Origin of the sequence: Streptococcus sp. ST14, assembly GCF_046098195.1 — a bacterium.
Classification (GTDB): Bacteria; Bacillota; Bacilli; order Lactobacillales; family Streptococcaceae; genus Streptococcus.
The window spans coordinates 20,409-38,172 of record NZ_JBJUSF010000003.1 but is presented as its reverse complement, the minus strand read 5'-3'; the positions used below and the strand labels follow the sequence as shown (position 1 = coordinate 38,172).

Here is a 17,764-nt window from a genome sequence, read left to right as displayed (position 1 = left end):
AAGATTTAAGTAACTGTGCAAGGCGTCCCTTGCAATTACCATTATAATACATTGTACAAGCGTTTGCAACTCTTTTTTAAAAATATTTTAAAATTTGAGTTTTGGTTCGTCACCCTCTTTTTTAATGATATGTTTTTTTCCCAAAACATCAGTTTTGACTTTAAAAATAGAAATATTTGATTTATTTAATCCCTTTACACATTGTGTTGTACTGTTTGGTACTGTGCCAAAAATATCAATCAATTTTTCACCTTTTTCAAAATCTGATTTATTCATTGGTTTTAATTGAACTTGATGTTTTCCTTTATTATTTCTAGATAAAAATCTAAACAATTGTTCTTGACCTTTTTCAACATCCTTTATTAAAATCAAATCATTTTTATATAAAGTGAACTTAAATTCAGATGTTTCAACAACACCCTCTATTTTTTTAATATTATCATATTTTTCTTTTGAAATCTTATATTTTCCAGTTCCTTTTTCAAAATATAAATCAGAGTATTTTAAGCCAAGAAACTCATATTTTCCTGTTTTATGATTATAATAAACGTCTGTACGCCATGGGGCTATTGATTGAAGCACAACTTGATTATCACTACCATCTGGTGTGATATCAATGTAATTACCTAGTTTATTATCGTAGTATTTCAGACATTTAATTTCTGGTCCATTACCTTTTTTACTGTACTTTCGAATAGGCCCATTTTCTTGTCTATATTTCTCAAAAGGATTGCAAGGGATCTCTTTATTTTTATCGTTCAATTCTTTAGAAGGATAGGTTCTTAAAATTTCTTCAATCACTTTTTCAAATGTTTGTGGATCTTTGTGATACATCAAGAATTTACTCTTATCTTTATTATAAATTTTAATGAAAGCATCATATCCTGCTTGACTATAAATATCTTTAATCTTACCTAAAACATAAGTTTCTTCAGACTTATCTTTATCCAATTTCGCTTTTCTTGTTGCGTAAATGGTTGCATCTGAAATTTTTCGATTGTATTTTGAATCTACTTGATAAGAAAACAGTATACTATCCTCAAATGTCTTGCTACGCAATGTATCGACAAAATGGTCATATGGAGCTTTAAATACTAATTCCTTGTATTCATCATCACTTAATGAAAGGATTTCTCCAGTCTCTGAATCAACGAATTGTCCTTCTTTATAAGCAATCAAAGGATTATTCTGTTTTTTCCATAATCTTAATTGACTCGAAGCAGCAATAATTAAGGCATCCACAGCATGGTGGTGATAGGTTTCACGAGATTTTTCAAGTCCCCACTTTCTTCTTAGCTGAGAGGTAAATTGTCCACGTACCACCGAAATAGTTGTATCGAATTTATGCGCTTTATAAAAATCTTGTAGAGCATTTAAAACAACTCGAGAAGAATATCGAGTGTCAACTAAATTCCGTTCGATGAATTTCTGCTTCACTTCAATCTTACTAATATCTTCTTCCGTTAAAAGGTACTCTTTCTTTTTATTACCTAATAATTTAGACTCTTTTACATAAGATTTAAACTCACGGTAGGACCAACCATCATCCATACTATCTAAAGCCTGAAACGGTGTTCGCTGTCCCTTCTCCTGGTTTGCTGTAGCTAGAACCAATACTTTATTAGATAGACTATCATCAAACGATAAAGAAAGAGGTAAAATATGGTCAATTTCGTACTTGTACTGATTGTGAATTAAATCTGAAATTGGAATGTTCTTCCCAGTATAGAGACACTTTTCTCCCTGTTGATGCCATAAACGAATCTTAGTAGCTAATTCCTTATGCCCATGAAAAATGTTATCCGGCAGCTCTTTCTTCCCATTGTATTGAAACGCCGCTTTTTCCATAGCTGCATTTTTCTCATCTTGGTTTGCCTTTTGACGTTTTATATAATCTTTCTTAGCGTCTTCTTCGTTATTTTCACGCGCCATTTCGATAACGATATTATCAAAGATACCATATTTTTTAGTTGCTTCGTTGATTATTTTTATAGCTTGTCTGACAGATTTTGCTACTACAGGGTTATAAATTTCTTCTGTTAATTCTTTTTCATCAATATATTTGGTTCTTTTTGATGTTTCTTTAGATTTTTGTTTCCCCAATCGTGTGAGAATTGTCATTTGCTCTTCTGAAGTTTCATAGAGTTCTGGTATCAATTCCATCATGAGTTTAAGGGAAAAATTATGCCATCCCCTACTAAATAGACTGCTATTATTTTTTCTAAATTGAACCAATTCAAGTACTTGGTCTTGACTAAAAGAATCCTTTAACTTTGTGTTAATCGCTTCTTCTATACCTTCTCGTTCAGTATTTAGAGTTAAAATATGGGCAAGCTCATCTAAAACATTTCTAGACAATTCCCCAACTGAAATTGTTTCTAGCGATTGCATTTTTCGATAGACTTCAAAAGTATGCATTTCAGGTTTATTGTTTACATCAACTCGATAACCACTTATCTGATCTACTGAAGCATCAATCATTTTAGCAATGTACTTCAATAAGGTTGAGGCTCCTAAGGTTTTAGCTTCCTTAGCATATTCAACAATAACTTTCTTTTGTTCCTCACTCAGTTTCTTGGTCTCTGTAGGAACTGTTAAATTATTTAAATCATTTAGTAAATTAAACTCTTGAGCAGTATGGGAAGCTTTTGAAGCTCTGTATTCATTAGGATAAAATGTACATTTTCCAATTAAAATACCAAAAATATTATCTAACGTCGTACCGTCTGTTCTGAAACGTCCATAATCCGTCCGAGATTTTTCATTACCTGGTCCATGATAATATTTTCTTTTCCCTGTAAGGATTTTTAGACAATCCTCTATAAATTCATCTGTAATTTTACTATTGAATTCCTGCTGTTTTCTAAGAATTCTTTCAGCTTCTTTTCTATAAGCAGATGTTGAAAAAACATTGATCAATCGGCGTTTCTCACCATTTTCCACAACAGTGAAATCTCCTCTTACCTGACCATATTTTTCGAAACGTTCTAGTTGGATTTGACCGGGTGTCTTTTCAGCAAGTAATTTTCTATTTTCTTCAACTGCCTTACCATAATCAGACGATACTGTACCCCCATCCTCAGAAGCATCATCCAAATAGCTAATACCACGTCTCTTAACAATGTTCTTTAAAGCTATGAACAGCTCTTCATTCGTTAGTTGCTGATCCAATCCATCTACACGAAGTCGATATGGATTAAGATTAATGGATACCTTAGAAAAATCAGTTAACAAACCATAGTCTTCAAATATATCTTGAAGTCGAACACCACGGTGTTTTTTTCTACGATGTAATCGTCGAGCCTGTCTATTTTTTCTTCTTTCAACATTATTGTCAGCAGTTGCAGCAGGAAAAATTCGTGAATTCGCATGAATAATCTTTCCAGAATTTTTTTCTAGAATTCCCACTCCTACGGATGCAATACCAATATCCAATCCTAAAACTAAACCATTCATAATTATACTCCTAACTAATCATCATATTAATTAAATTTTACTCCTTACTTCCTAAAAAATCAAATCATTATATGCAATTAACTAAAATATCCTATCTTTTTATAATTATATGCAAATTCTCACGTTTTGATCATTGATAAAAAACAAAAAAGCGTGATCTCACGCCTTGGAGTTGTATTTAACTTGAGTGATTTCTACATAAAAATCAATAGTTTCTATGCCCCCTGCAGGAATCGAACCTGCAACTACTCCTTAGGAGGGAGTTGTTATATCCATTGAACTAAGGGAGCTAGAGAAAAACTCTGCTGAATGAGCAGAGTTTTTTAGTCGAATTAACGACGGATTTCTTTGATACGAGCTGCTTTACCTTGAAGAGCACGCAAGTAGTACAATTTCGCACGACGTACTTTACCGTAACGAACAACTTCGATCTTTTCAACACGTGGAGTGTGGATTGGGAAGATACGCTCAACACCTACACCGTTAGAGATTTTACGAACTGTGTAGTTTTCTGAGATGCCAGCACCTTTACGTGCGATAACAACACCTTCAAAAATCTGGATACGTTCACGGTTTCCTTCGACAACTTTCGCGTGTACACGAACAGTGTCACCAGGACGGAATGATGGGATATCTGTACGAAGTTGACCTTCAGTCAAGCTTTGGATTAATGGATTCATTTTATTCTCCTATCTTTGTCAATCTTGAGGAACCTTCCTCAGCGGATAAACTGTATTTTTGTGCGTCCATTACACACAGGATATAGTTTACCAAATTTCTACCTAAAAGTAAAGAAATTTATAGCAGAATTCCTAAAAAAATCGCCACTAAGCCGCCTATGTAAGTTATGACTAAATAGCTATAAAATACCTTCTTGTCATTTAATAGTCTTTGCAGCTCGTCATTCAAGGTTGAAAAGGTCGTCAACCCTCCACAAAAACCTGTCGCTAGGATGGCATAGACTTCCTTGGACTCCACATGATTGTTGAGTAGACCGATCAAAAAACATCCTAGAAGATTAGCTATGAGAGTTCCTAGGGGCAATTTCAAGGATTGATTATATCGGGAAAAGAAATAACGCACCAGTGCTCCGAACCCGCAGGCGATTGTAAGATAAACGATTACCATTTCTTCCTCCCTAGAACATCAGCCAAGAGCAGACCTCCACCAATGCTCAAAAATAAGTAGATGCCTAAACTAAGATAACGCCCGGTATCAAGCAATTTCACAGCATCCAAGAGTAGACTAGAAAAGGTTGTTAAACCTCCGCAAAAACCCGTCCCCAGCGCCAAAATTAAGCCTTTACTAGTTCCCTTATGGGCCAGATAGCCTTTTACCAGATAGACCAGGCAGAATATTCCCAGGTAATTGACGAGAAGGGTTCCCCAAGGAAATTCAGGACTGGCTGGCAACTGACTAGATACAAAGTAGCGGACAAGGCCACCCAACATAGCAGCTAGAAAAATCCCTAGCGGATAGAATTGTTCTTTTTTCATTTGATATTTTGATCCTGATAATCACGCGAACGTTTGAGAATGTCTGAAAAAGTCGCAACAATGGTCTCCTGATAGCGCTTATCTTCTACTCGATTTTTGACTTTCTCAAAAATAACTTCTTCTCTCTTAGTATCTAAAATAGGTTTTCCTGAAGCTTTCTTATAAGCGACAACCCCTTCAACTAGGTGCATCCGTTCTTCTAGGAGCTTGACGATTTGGTCGTCAAGCTGATCAATTTCTTGCCGAATAATATCTAAGTTCATACAGTCTCCTCCTTTATTTGAATTATTGTATCAAAAAGCCACCAAATAGGCTAGTAAAATCCCAAAATAACTAATAAAAAAACGCACTAACTTCTTCCAGTCAGTGCAGTTTGATTCTTATCCTACTTTTGCAGCCAATTCTTCTGCGAATTGTTCCAAACGTTCGATGTCTTCTTCTTCGGCAGAAAGGTCTACTTTAACACACTCTGAACCTTTTTCTGCTCCTGTCGCTACAAAAACGCGATCAAAGTCATCAACAGCTTTACAGAATTCGTCGTAGAAGGTATCTCCTGAACCGACCACTCCGTAGATTTTGCCATTCAAGTTGAGATCTGCTAGGTCTTCGTAGAAGTCCATCATCTCATCTGGCAATTCCCCATCACTGTAAGTATAAGTCGCAACGATTGCGATATCCGCTTCCAAGAAGTCTGAAGCGTCAACAGTCGTACATTCATCCACATCGACATCCAAGCCCAAGTCACGCAATTTATCTGCTACAATATCTGCAATTTCTTCGGTATTACCGGTCATACTGGCAAATACAATTTTTGCTAATGCCATAACGTCCTCCTCAATTTATCTTTCTCCATTATATCATATCTTTTTCATTTTAAAAATAAAAATTCTTGTGCTACAATGAAATGAGAAAGAATTGAGGTTATTTATGGAAATTTGCCAGCAAATATTAGAGAAAATCAAAGAATACGATACCATTATCATTCACCGTCATATGAAACCAGATCCTGATGCCTTAGGGAGTCAGGTAGGTTTGAAAGCTCTTCTCACACACCATTTTCCAGAAAAGACTATCAAAGCGGTCGGTTATAACGAACCAACTCTAACCTGGATGGCGGAAATGGATACTGTTCAAGATAGTGACTACCAAGGAGCTCTTGTCATTGTCTGCGATACAGCCAATACTGCTCGTATCGATGATAAGCGTTATCATCAAGGTGACTTCCTGATTAAGATTGACCACCATCCTAACGATGACGTTTACGGAGACTTGTCTTGGGTCGATACTGGCTCAAGCAGTGCTAGTGAGATGATTGCCCTATTTGCAGAAAATACTCAACTAACCTTGTCAGTTCAAGCTGCTGAACTCCTTTTTGCTGGGATCATTGGGGATACAGGGCGTTTTCTCTACCCGTCAACTAGTGCCCGTACCTTTAGAATAGCTAGCCAGCTCCGAGAAATTGATTTTGACTTTGCTGGATTGTCTCGTCAAATGGATACCATGAGCTTTAAGATTGCAAAACTTCAAGGCTACATCTATGACCATCTAGAAGTTGATGAAAACGGAGCTGCTCGCGTTCTTCTCAGTCAAGAAATCTTGAAAGAGTATAATGTTACTGACGCTGAAACCGCAGCGATTGTCGGTGCACCAGGAAGAATTGACAGTGTCAGCCTCTGGGGGATTTTTGTCGAGCAAGCTGATGGTCACTTCCGTGTGCGAATGCGTAGTAAAATCACCCCTATCAATGAAATTGCCAAAGAACACGACGGAGGAGGACACCCATTAGCTAGTGGCGCCAATTCCTATAGCTTAGAGGAAAACGAAATCATCTATCAAAAGTTAAAAAACTTGCTTAAAAACTAATAAAATACTTGCCAAACTTTTCAGAATCTGATAGACTAGTATGGTAACAATCTATGGCTCGCAAAGAGACCATGGCAGAAAGGAAATATTGCAAAATGAAAAAAGATATCCATCCAGAATATCGCCCAGTTGTCTTCATGGACACAACTACTGGTTACAAATTCCTTAGCGGTTCAACTAAACGCTCTAACGAAACTGTTGAGTTCGAAGGCGAAACTTACCCATTGATCCGTGTGGAAATTTCATCAGACTCACACCCATTCTACACTGGACGTCAAAAGTTCACTCAAGCAGATGGACGCGTGGATCGTTTCAACAAAAAATACGGTCTCAAATAAGAATAAAAAGAACAGCTTCGACTGTTCTTTTTTCTTTCTTCAAATCAGGACTCAAGAACCACTGCTGTTCCACTACAGGTAACCATCAGCATACCATTCTCAGCACCTAAGGTTTCATAGTCCATCTTAACCCCAATGATAGCATTTGCGCCACGTTCACTCGCACGCGCCATCATTTCTGCTAGAGCTTCTTCTCTCGCTTGGGTTAATTCGCCTTCATAACTACTAGCACGACCGCCAAGAATATTACGGAAACCAGCCGCCATATCTTTGAACATATTAACCCCAGCAACCACTTCGCCAAAGACAATTCCTTTGTATTCTAGGATTTTCTTTCCTTCAATCCCCGTAGTTGAAATAATCATCTTTAGGCCCTCCTTGCTTCTTTTAGAACATTGTAAACCCTTTCATTATCTTTGTCAAGAAATTCCCTATTGCTTTTATACTCCCCATCAAAAAAGAGAAGACTTGGAGTCTTCTCTTTTTCTTAGTTAAATCGCTTCTGTGACAAAGCTACGGCTTTCTAGCACCTTAAGCATGGCATTTGCTGTGTCTAGCGCTGTAAAGAGTGGCACACCGTGTTCAATGGCTGAACGGCGAATTTGCTCACCATCTTCATCAGCAGTTCGTTTGGTTCCGACAGTATTGATGATTGCTTGAATTTTTCCTTTGCGGACAAAGCTTGGGATATCCTTCTCATCATCACCAATCTTACCAACAGGCTGAGCATGCAGTCCATGGCTAGCAAAGAATGCTGCAGTTCCTTCTGTCGCGAGGATACCGTAACCGATATTTTGGAAACGGCGAGCCAAGTCCAAGGCTTCTTCTTTGGCATCATCTGCAATGGTGAAGACTACATTTCCGAAAGTTGGCAAATGGAGGTAAGAAGCTTCAAAGGCTTTATAGAGAGCTTTTTCTAGAGTAGCATCAGAGCCCATGACTTCCCCTGTTGACTTCATTTCAGGACCGAGCAAGCTATCTACCTTAGCTAACTTGGTGAAGGAGAAGACTGGGGCCTTGATATGAACGCGAGTACTTTCAGGGTAAAGTCCATCTTGGTAGCCAAGTTCTCCAAGGTTTTGACCAAGAATGAGCTTGGTCGCTACTTGAGCCATAGGGATATTGGTTACTTTTGAAAGGAATGGAACCGTACGGCTGGCACGTGGATTAACCTCAATAACGTAGACTTTTTCATCCTTGATAACAAACTGGATGTTCATCATACCAAGACAGTTGAGCCCAATCGCTAAACGTTTGGTATAGTCTGCAATGGTTTCTTGAACCTTTTGCGACAAGGTTTGCGGTGGGTAAACGGCCATTGAGTCACCTGAGTGGACACCAGCACGTTCGATATGCTCCATGATACCAGGGATAAGGACATTTTCTCCGTCTGAGATGGCATCCACTTCACACTCTTGCCCAACGATGTAAGAGTCAACAAGAACAGGGTGATCTGGACTAGCCTTAACAGCGGTACGCATGTAAGAACGGAGGTCTTCTTCGTTTTCAACGATTTCCATAGCACGTCCACCCAAAACATATGAAGGGCGAACGAGAACTGGGAAACCAATTTTACGTGCAGCAAGTACTGCTTCTTCTTCATTGGTTGCTGTTTGTCCAGGAGGTTGTGGAATATCCAAGTCTTTGAGGGCTTGTTCGAAGAGGTCACGGTCTTCTGCACGGTCCAAGTCAGCAACTTGAGTACCAAGGATAGTCACACCAGCTTTTGCTAATGGCTCAGCTAGGTTGATAGCTGTTTGACCACCGAACTGAACAATAACGCCTTTTGGTTGCTCCAAATCGATGACATTCATCACATCTTCAAAAGTCAATGGTTCAAAGTAGAGTTTATCTGATACAGAGAAGTCTGTTGAAACTGTCTCTGGGTTTGAGTTCATAATGATGGCTTCGTAACCAGCTGCTTGGATGGCCTTAACAGAGTGAACGGTTGCGTAGTCAAACTCAACCCCTTGACCGATACGGATTGGACCTGAACCTAGGACTAGTACAGATTCCTTATCAGACTTGATAGACTCATTTTCCCATCCATAGGTTGAATAAAAATATGGGGTTTCAGAGTCGAACTCTGCCGCACAAGTATCGACCATCTTGTAGACTGGGACAATCTTGTTTTCCAAGCGAAGTTGACGAACTTGATCAGCTGTTGTTTTCCAGAGTTCAGCAATCTTACGGTCTGAGAATCCATTTAGCTTAGCTGTTTTCAAAACTTCTAGCTCTTGTGGATGAGCACCCAATTCCTGCTCTATTTCAAAGATGTGCAAGAGTTTATCAAGGTAGAAAATATCAATCTTGGTCAATTCAGCAATTTCTTCTGGTGTGTAGCCACGGCGAATAGCTTCTGATACGTAGAAGAGACGGTCATCTTGAGCCTTGACAACCTTTTCAATCAAGGCATCATCTGAAACATCTGCAAGCTCAGGCATTTCATTGTGATGGACACCAATTTCTAGAGAGCGACAAGCTTTAAGGAGAGATTCCTCGATGTTTCGACCGATGGCCATAACTTCTCCAGTTGCCTTCATCTGGGTACCAAGACGACGTTCCCCTTTTTCAAACTTGTCAAATGGGAAACGAGGAATCTTAGCAACCACATAGTCGAGGGCTGGCTCAAACATGGCATAGGTTGAACCTGTAACTGGGTTGATGACCTCATCCAAGGTCAAACCGACGGCAATCTTAGCTGCCAATTTAGCAATCGGATAACCTGTCGCCTTAGATGCAAGAGCAGAAGAACGTGATACACGAGGATTTACTTCGATAACATAGTACTTAAAGCTATGGGGATCAAGTGCTAGCTGAACATTACATCCACCTTCAATCTTGAGTGCACGAATGATGCTCAAGCTCGCGTCACGTAGCATTTGGTTTTCATAGTCTGACATGGTTTGCGCAGGAGCAAATACGATGGAATCCCCTGTGTGGATTCCCACTGGGTCAAAGTTTTCCATGTTACAAACAACCAAAGCATTATCAGCCGAGTCACGCATGACTTCGTACTCGATTTCCTTGAAACCTGCAATGGAACGCTCAATCAAACATTGGGTAACAGGTGACAGTTTCAAACCATTTTCAGCGATTTCACGCAATTCTTCCTCGTTGGCACACATACCACCACCTGTACCACCTAGGGTAAAGGCTGGACGAACGATAACAGGGTAGCCGATTGATGTCGCAAAGGAAACAGCTTCTTCCACTGTGTTGACAATTTCAGATTCAGGAATCGGCTGCTCAAGCTCTTCCATCAATTGTTTAAAGAGGTCACGGTCCTCCGCTTGGTCGATGGCAGACAATTTAGTCCCCAGAAGTTCGACACCAAGCTCATCAAGAATACCGTTTTTAGACAATTCCATCGCCATATTGAGCCCTGTCTGACCTCCAAGAGTTGGGAGCAAGGCATCTGGACGTTCCTTACGGAGAATACGTGTCACAAACTCGAGTGTAATCGGTTCGATGTAGACCTTGTCAGCGATCTCCTTATCCGTCATGATGGTTGCAGGGTTTGAGTTCACCAAAACAACCTCATAGCCTTCCTCTTTCAAAGACAAGCAGGCCTGGGTCCCAGCGTAGTCAAACTCAGCAGCCTGACCAATAATAATCGGACCAGAACCAATCACCATAATTTTTTGAATATCAGTACGTTTAGGCATAGTTTATGATACAAAGCCCGTAAAGAACACAGTGAAAATAGGAAACTCGGTGCAGACGCCTTTAGCGTCAAGACGATGTTTATCTTTTTCACACAGTTCTTAGGGCGTGTTCACTTCCGCGAACAATGTATCTTCTCCTTTCTATTCGTCGCCTCACAGAGCGACATTAAATAAATTCTCCGACGATTTTTTAGAGAAACGATACTTTTCGGTAAAAAATCTAGTGCAGGGAGTTTTTAGTTCGCCTTATAGCGACTAAAAGAAACGACCTGCCTTTCTATTCGGCAACTCTCTGGTTGCCATTAAATAAATTCTCCGTCGATTTTTTAGAGAAACGATTATTTTCGATAAAAAATCTAGTACAGGGAGTTTTTAGTTCGCCCAATAGCGACTAAAAGAAACGACCTGCCTTTCTATTCGTCGCCTCACAGAGCGACATTAAATAAGATACAAAGGACGATAAGAAAGCGACTGAATTTTGGAAACCAAGGATAGAAATTCTTCCTTGGTTTCTCTAAATTCCGAGCTTTCCGTCCGTGTTCAATTCCATGAATTCTCCGACGAGTCTTACTCGTTCTTAGTTGGCTTGTTTAAAAGCTTCCATCATCTCGATAAACTCGTCAAAGAGGTAGCTAGCGTCGTGTGGCCCAGGAGCTGCGTCTGGGTGGAATTGTACAGAGAAACCTGGTTGGTATCTGTGACGCACACCTTCAACTGACTTGTCATTGATTTCTTCATGGGTAATGATCAAGTGCTCTGGCAATTCTTCACGACTGACCGCATAACCATGGTTCTGGCTAGTAAAGTCTACTCGTCCTGTTGCAATTTCACGGACCGCGTGGTTAAATCCACGGTGACCAAACTTCATCTTATAGGTCTTAGCGCCATTTGCCATGGCAAAGAGTTGATGCCCCATACAGATACCAAAGATTGGAATCTTCCCTTGCACACCACGAATCATATCGAGGGCCTGGGGAACATCTTCTGGGTTTCCTGGACCGTTTGACAACATGACGCCGTCAGGGTTGAGATGGAGAATTTCTTCTGCTGTAGTTGTGTATGGAACCACAGTCACGTTACAGTTCCGTTTCGAAAGTTCGCGTAAAATGGAATGTTTGAGACCAAAGTCTACCAGAACGACACTCAATCCAACTCCAGGAGCAGGATAAGCTGTCTTAGTAGAGACTTGCTTGATATTATCTGTCGGCAAGACTGTTGCTTGGAGCTGGTCTGCGATATGGTCCATGGTATCACCAACATGCGTAAGGGTTGCCCTCATAGTACCATGCTTACGGATAATCTTTGTAAGCGCACGAGTATCAATTCCTGAGATACCAGGGATTTTCTTGGCTTTCAAGAATTCGTCCAAGGTCATTTGATTGCGCCAGTTGCTGGCTCTACGCGCTTCTTCAAAAACTACTACTCCCTTACAGGTAGGACTGATGGATTCGTAGTCATCACGGTTAATCCCATAGTTTCCCACCAACGGGTATGTGAAAGTCAAGATTTGTCCATTATAAGACTGGTCTGTAATGGATTCTTGATAGCCGGTCATCCCTGTATTAAAGACGATTTCACCTGTTACATCAATATCTGCTCCGAAGGCCTTGCCTTCAAAAACTGTGCCATCTTCTAATACTAGAAGTCGTTTTGTCATATAGTCACCTCTCGTGGACGCTCTCAGGCGTCTTTTAACGTCTTGTGTTTATTTTGCTTTTCTGTATGCCAGAACAGATTCTAAGATTGCCATTCTGACAAATACACCATTGGTCATTTGTTGGACAATGCGTGATTTTGGCGCTTCAACTAAATGGTCTGCGATTTCGACATCACGGTTGACTGGGGCAGGGTGCATGAGAATTGCTTTTTCTTTCAAGCGATCATAACGCTCTTGCGTCAAACCATGTTGCGCATGGTAGCCTTCTTTTGAAAAGACCACTCCACTTTCATGACGTTCATGCTGGACGCGAAGGAACATCATGACATCCACCTGATCGATGATCTCGTCAATACTTACAAACTGGCCATAGTCTGCGAATTCCTGACTTCTCCATTCCTCAGGACCTGCAAAGTAAAGCTCTGCGCCTAAACGTTTCAAAATTTGCATATTTGATTTGGCTACACGTGAGTGGTCCAGATCCCCAGCGATAGCGACCTTAAGTCCCTCAAAATGGCCAAATTCTTCATATATTGTCATCAAATCAAGCAAGCTCTGACTTGGATGTTGTCCTGAACCATCTCCACCATTGATAATGGAAGTCGTAATGGTTGGACTGGCAATCAACTCTCTGTAGTAGTCGACTTCTGGATGACGGATAACACAGGCATCCACTCCAAGTGCAGACAGTGTCAAGATCGTATCATAGAGTGTTTCACCCTTGTTAACTGAACTCGTCTTCACATCGAAATCCAGTAGATTCAGTCCCAGCTTAATCTCTGCTACTTCAAAGGACTTGTGCGTACGAGTCGAACTTTCAAAGAAAAGGTTGGAAACGATATGCTGGTCCTCATAGGAAGCCTGCGCTCCATTCTTAAATTCGATTCCTCGTTTGATCAATTTCATGACCTGATCTACAGTAAGGTCTTCCATAGAGACCACATGTTGCAAAGCTTGTTGATTTTCTGACATGGTTAACTCCTTTTTGCTATCTATGCTTCTTCGGTAATAAGAACTCTATCTTGTCCATCTAGTTCTGCCATCTCTACGATGATCTCTTCAGAGCGACTAGTTGGAATATTTTTCCCAACATAGTCTGGACGGATTGGAAGCTCTCTATGTCCGCGATCCACTAGAACTGCTAAACTCACACGAGCAGGGCGACCATGGCTGACGACGTTGTCAATAGCTGCACGAATGGTACGACCTGTATAGAGTACATCATCCACCAAGATAACTTCACGGTCTGTCACATCAACAGAAATTAAAGAAGTATCTTCTCCGCTTTTAACATCATCACGGAAAGGCTTGGTGTCCAATTCCACAACAGGAACAGTGATATTTTCCAACTGCTCCAAGCGTTCTTTGATACGATGAGCGATGAAAACACCACGCGTTTTTATCCCAGCTAAGATAATTTTATTCAAATCTTTGTTGCGCTCGATAATCTCATAAGTAATTCGCGTAATCGCTCGTTTGACAGTCAATTCGTCTACAACTTCTTTTGTCTTCATGACAAACCTCCAAAAAGAAAAGTCTCCTTCTACAAGGAGACTTGAAATGTATAGCCAAGCGAGCCCTACTGTAAACAGTATAGACTTCACCCTTCTACTTAATCCAGCTCCTTGTCTGCCTCACGGGACAGGTTTAAAGGAATATTTTATTGTCATTACTATATCACAAAGACCCGTTCAAATCAAGTAAAAACATTCATTATTTTCACTTATAACGAACTAAAATCATATAATTGAGGATAGTGATCGCATTCTGGATTTTTTGGATGACAGATAGCCCGTCCAAAGTATATCATGGCTTGGTGGGCTGCCAACCATTTCTCTGGTGGCAGAATGTCCATGACACGTTTTTCTACTTCGAGGGGTGTAGCCGATTTCTTGACAATATCATGATGCTTGCAGATACGCTCAACATGAGTGTCCACTGCAAAGGCTGGAATCCCAAAGCCAACACTCATGACGACATTTGCTGTTTTGCGACCAACACCTGCTAGGCTTTCTAATTCCTCGCGAGTCTGAGGTACTTGGCCGTCAAAATCGTCTAATAGTTGTTGGGCACATTTTTTAAGGAATTTAGCCTTATTTCGATACAGTCCCAGACGAGAAATGTGTGAAGCAATTTCACTTTCAGTTGCGACAGACATGGCTTGAGGCGTTGGAAAAGCAGCAAAGAGACCTGGTGTAGCCTTGTTGACTGCAGCATCTGTCGTCTGGGCTGACAGCATCACTGCAACCAATAGTTCAAAGTGATTGGTAAAATCAAGACTAGGCTTAGCATCTGGAAAGAGGGCAATAATTTCCTCTATGACATGACGGGCACGTTTCTTGGATAAAACCATCTACTCGTCTCCGTCAAACAGTCCTTGCAAGCCAGCAAATGGACTGTTTTCTTCTTTCTTGACTGCTTGTTGAGCTTGGTACTCCTCCTCTGTCATGATTTGCCAGTCATTACCTGAAACAAAACCTTGGCCCGCCTCTTCTTCTGCTGTCAAGACTTTGATAGGGATATTGAGCAGAATATTATCTGCTACGCTCTCAGCAAGGTCGATTTCCCCATTTTCGATAGGCAAGACCAAGTCATCATCTAAAACTTCCTGATCTAGTTGGTTGGTTGCGCCTTCCATGAAAACCTCTGTCACTGGATAAGACTCTGCCAACTCAACTGGCTCCATACTGCGACTGGAAGCAAGAACAATGGTATATGACAACTGATAATCTAAGAAATACAGACGGTCTTCATACTGTACCTTCCCCACTGCAAGAATATCTTTGACATCTAAAATTTCTTGATTCCGTTTACGCAAATCTGCGACAAGGTCTATAGTTTGTTCAAAGTGTAGGCCTTCAGGTTGCTTACGAATTTCTTGAATGTTTAACTTCATATTTCCTCCATAAAGATGTACTCACTTGATTATACCATGAAAAGGCTATAAGTCAGCCTCCCAAACTTTGATATTAAAATCTCATTTTTCAACATATTTACTATGACAAACTTTCCTATTAGTGCTATACTATAGGCAAGAATACATCAGAGCAAGGAGGATGCTCATATGGAAGACAAAGCACTCATCACTGAAGCTTACCAACTCCTTTCCGAGTTAAATAAAAGCTACCAAAGCTGCAAACAAGGAACAGCCGATGATCTTCGACTGCAAGAGTTGCTGAACACCACTCTTAAGGAACTAAAAAAAGCAGAAAAGCTGGACAACACTATCTTAATCGACCTTGAGAAATTTTACCAATGTACCAGTCTTCTGATTGGACTAGGGAGCCTAAAACTAAATGATCAAGCTCGTGTTGCTTGGCGCAACTATGACAAGTTCCACTACGAACATGTCAAACACGTGCTAACTCTCTATGGGCCTGTTTTCGGATTTTAGAGTTTATAATTTTAGGTTTACTATTGACAAAATTTCCTGAAAGGTATAGGATAGAGGTACTAATACTCGGAGGTATGGGAGACATGAACAACTAATCTATCAAATAAAGAACTTTATTTAGTAGATCTTGTTTTTGTCTCTTTTTGTGTGCTCTTTTTATACTAGATTTTCTAGTATCTTGTCCTCATTGAAAATCAAAAAACTAGAAAGCTATGCTCCTCTTGGGTTGGGGTAGGCAGCTCCAAGCTAGTTTGACGAGCTTTTTAACGAGGATAATAGAGTTTTGACAGTGACTTTGGGCTCTACTAGATAAAGTAGAGCTTTTTGTTATGCACTATGGACTTTCTAGAAAGGGCGACAATATGATAAAAATCAATCATCTGACCATCACACAAAACAAAGATCTACGAAATCTTGTATCTGACCTAACCATGACTATCCAAGACGGAGAAAAGGTTGCTATTATTGGTGAAGAAGGAAATGGCAAATCAACTTTACTGCGAGCTTTAATGGGGGAATCATTGCCTGATTTCACTATCAAGGGCGACATTCAGTCTGACCTTCAATCACTGGCCTACATTCCTCAAAAACTCCCCGAGATTCTGAAAAATAGGACTCTACACGACTACTTCTTTTTAGATTCTACTGAATTAGACTACAGCATTCTTTATCGTTTGGCAGAGGAGTTGCACTTTGATAGCGACCGTTTTGCTAGCGACCAAGAAATTGGCAGTCTATCAGGTGGCGAAGCTTTGAAAATTCAGTTCATACATGAGTTAGCAAAACCCTTTGAGATTCTATTTTTAGATGAACCTTCAAATGACCTAGACCTTGAGACGGTTGATTGGCTAAAAAGGCAGATACAGAAGATTGGGCAAACTGTTATTTTCATTTCCCATGATGAAGACTTTCTTTCTCGTACGGCTGATACTATTGTCCACCTGCGACTAGTCAAGCATCGGAAAGAAGCGGAAACGCTAGTCGAGCATTTAGACTATGATCGCTATAGTGACCAGAGAAAGGCTAATTTTGCCAAACAAAGTCAGCAAGCTGCTAACGACCAGAGAGCTTATGACAAAACCATGGAAAAGCATCGCCAAGTTAAGCAAAATGTAGAAACTGCACTTCGAGCTACCCGGAACAGTACTGTTGGGCGCCTATTGGCTAAAAAGATGAAAACTGTTCTCTCTCAAGAAAAACGCTTTGAAAAGGAAGCTCAGTCCATGACCCAAAAGCCACTTGAAGAGGAACAAATCCAACTCTTCTTTTCAGACATCCAGCCATTAGCGGCTTCTAAAGTCTTAGTCCAACTGGAAAAAGAAAATTTGTCTATTGGCGAGCGTATTTTAGCTCAGGAGTTACGACTAACGGTCCGTGGCCAAGATAAAATCGGTATCATCGGGCCAAATGGTGTTGGAAAATCAACTCTGTTAGCCAAGTTTCAACAACTGCTCAGCGCCAAAAGAGAAATATCGCTTGGTTTTATGCCACAAGATTACCATAAAAAACTACAATTGGATCTATCTCCAGTAGCCTATCTCAGCCACACTGGACAAAAAGAGGAACAACAAAAAATCCAATCTCACCTAGCCAGTCTCAATTTTAGCTATCCAGAGATGCACCACCAAATCCGCTCCCTATCTGGCGGGCAACAAGGTAAACTCCTACTTTTGGATTTAGTGTTGCGCAAACCAAACTTTCTCCTTCTGGATGAGCCCACACGAAACTTTTCACCCACTTCTCAACCTGAAATCAGAAAACTCTTTGCCTCATATCCCGGCGGTCTAATCACTGTTTCGCATGACAGACGCTTCTTAAAAGAGGTCTGTACGAGTATCTATCATTTGACAGAAAATGGTTTGGAAGTCGTTGATTTACAAGATTTATAAATG

At 40.3% G+C, this 17,764-nt stretch carries 18 protein-coding genes and 1 tRNA gene; 5 read left to right on the top strand and 14 right to left on the bottom strand.

The genetic code is table 11. From position 1 onward, the window contains the following. Nucleotides 1–87: 87 nt before the first annotated feature. From cas9 to ACIY19_RS01500, 7 genes are all read right to left on the bottom strand, one after another. Nucleotides 88–3,456 carry a type II CRISPR RNA-guided endonuclease Cas9 gene (gene cas9, locus ACIY19_RS01530; protein ID WP_049478037.1) on the bottom strand — a complete coding sequence of 1,123 codons (3,369 nt, stop codon included), beginning with the start codon at nt 3,454–3,456 and terminating at the stop codon, nt 88–90. A 218-nt stretch (nt 3,457–3,674) separates the two neighbouring features. Next, nucleotides 3,675–3,746 (bottom strand) — tRNA-Arg (locus ACIY19_RS01525). Nucleotides 3,747–3,788: 42 nt separating this feature from the next. Continuing rightward, a complete protein-coding gene (rplS, locus tag ACIY19_RS01520; RefSeq protein ID WP_001068669.1) occupies nt 3,789–4,136 on the bottom strand; it encodes a 50S ribosomal protein L19 in 348 nt (115 codons plus the stop codon). A gap of 118 nt (nt 4,137–4,254) precedes the next feature. Further along, complete coding sequence (gene crcB / locus ACIY19_RS01515) at nt 4,255–4,584, bottom strand: fluoride efflux transporter CrcB (protein ID WP_409002516.1); 330 nt, start codon at nt 4,582–4,584, stop codon at nt 4,255–4,257. After that, entirely contained in the window at nt 4,578–4,952 is a 375-nt protein-coding gene (crcB, locus tag ACIY19_RS01510) for a fluoride efflux transporter CrcB (RefSeq protein WP_409002515.1), read from the bottom strand. Before crcB (ACIY19_RS01510) ends, crcB (ACIY19_RS01515) begins: the two co-directional genes overlap by 7 nt. Next, entirely contained in the window at nt 4,949–5,215 is a 267-nt protein-coding gene (locus ACIY19_RS01505; RefSeq protein WP_409002514.1) for a chorismate mutase, read from the bottom strand. The genes crcB (ACIY19_RS01510) and ACIY19_RS01505 overlap by 4 nt, the downstream gene beginning before the upstream one ends. Nucleotides 5,216–5,332: 117 nt before the next feature. Further along, nucleotides 5,333–5,776 carry a flavodoxin gene (locus ACIY19_RS01500; protein WP_409002513.1) on the bottom strand — a complete coding sequence of 148 codons (444 nt, stop codon included), beginning with the start codon at nt 5,774–5,776 and terminating at the stop codon, nt 5,333–5,335. Between the two features lie 103 nt (nt 5,777–5,879). Between ACIY19_RS01500 and ACIY19_RS01495 the strand changes: the two genes are divergently transcribed. Together ACIY19_RS01495 and ACIY19_RS01490 are read left to right on the top strand one after the other, a co-directional pair. Then, nucleotides 5,880–6,815 carry a DHH family phosphoesterase gene (locus tag ACIY19_RS01495; RefSeq protein ID WP_409002512.1) on the top strand — a complete coding sequence of 312 codons (936 nt, stop codon included), beginning with the start codon at nt 5,880–5,882 and terminating at the stop codon, nt 6,813–6,815. Between the two features lie 95 nt (nt 6,816–6,910). Next, a complete protein-coding gene (locus tag ACIY19_RS01490; protein ID WP_000710762.1) occupies nt 6,911–7,153 on the top strand; it encodes a type B 50S ribosomal protein L31 in 243 nt (80 codons plus the stop codon). Between the two features lie 44 nt (nt 7,154–7,197). On the opposite strand, the gene ACIY19_RS01485 is transcribed toward ACIY19_RS01490, so the two are convergent. From ACIY19_RS01485 to pyrR, 5 genes are all read right to left on the bottom strand, one after another. After that, nucleotides 7,198–7,518 (bottom strand): heavy metal-binding domain-containing protein, encoded by a 321-nt coding sequence (locus ACIY19_RS01485; RefSeq protein ID WP_409002511.1) that lies wholly within the window; start codon nt 7,516–7,518, stop codon nt 7,198–7,200. 126 nt (nt 7,519–7,644) lie between these two features. After that, nucleotides 7,645–10,821, bottom strand: a complete 3,177-nt coding sequence (carB, locus tag ACIY19_RS01480) for a carbamoyl-phosphate synthase large subunit (protein WP_409002510.1) — start codon at nt 10,819–10,821, stop codon at nt 7,645–7,647. A 577-nt stretch (nt 10,822–11,398) separates the two neighbouring features. Further along, complete coding sequence (locus tag ACIY19_RS01475; RefSeq protein ID WP_409002509.1) at nt 11,399–12,478, bottom strand: carbamoyl phosphate synthase small subunit; 1,080 nt, start codon at nt 12,476–12,478, stop codon at nt 11,399–11,401. Nucleotides 12,479–12,526: 48 nt separating this feature from the next. Beyond that, on the bottom strand, nt 12,527–13,450 hold the full coding sequence (locus ACIY19_RS01470) for an aspartate carbamoyltransferase catalytic subunit (RefSeq protein ID WP_096407681.1): 924 nt from the start codon (nt 13,448–13,450) through the stop codon (nt 12,527–12,529). A 20-nt stretch (nt 13,451–13,470) separates the two neighbouring features. Next, nucleotides 13,471–13,992, bottom strand: coding sequence for a bifunctional pyr operon transcriptional regulator/uracil phosphoribosyltransferase PyrR (gene pyrR, locus ACIY19_RS01465; protein WP_409002508.1), 522 nt, complete (start codon nt 13,990–13,992; stop codon nt 13,471–13,473). Nucleotides 13,993–14,038: 46 nt separating this feature from the next. Between pyrR and ACIY19_RS01460 the strand changes: the two genes are divergently transcribed. Then, entirely contained in the window at nt 14,039–14,182 is a 144-nt protein-coding gene (locus ACIY19_RS01460; RefSeq protein WP_409002507.1) for a hypothetical protein, read from the top strand. A 19-nt stretch (nt 14,183–14,201) separates the two neighbouring features. On the opposite strand, the gene nth is transcribed toward ACIY19_RS01460, so the two are convergent. Both nth and ACIY19_RS01450 read right to left on the bottom strand, forming a co-directional pair. Continuing rightward, nucleotides 14,202–14,831, bottom strand: a complete 630-nt coding sequence (nth, locus tag ACIY19_RS01455) for an endonuclease III (RefSeq protein WP_268708597.1) — start codon at nt 14,829–14,831, stop codon at nt 14,202–14,204. Next, a complete protein-coding gene (locus tag ACIY19_RS01450; protein ID WP_409002506.1) occupies nt 14,832–15,374 on the bottom strand; it encodes a YceD family protein in 543 nt (180 codons plus the stop codon). Nucleotides 15,375–15,542: 168 nt separating this feature from the next. Here ACIY19_RS01450 and ACIY19_RS01445 point away from each other — a divergent pair, with 168 nt between their 5' ends. Then, entirely contained in the window at nt 15,543–15,872 is a 330-nt protein-coding gene (locus tag ACIY19_RS01445) for a helicase BlpT (RefSeq protein ID WP_409002505.1), read from the top strand. A gap of 329 nt (nt 15,873–16,201) precedes the next feature. Further along, nucleotides 16,202–17,761, top strand: a complete 1,560-nt coding sequence (locus tag ACIY19_RS01440; protein ID WP_409002504.1) for an ATP-binding cassette domain-containing protein — start codon at nt 16,202–16,204, stop codon at nt 17,759–17,761. Nucleotides 17,762–17,764: the final 3 nt, after the last annotated feature.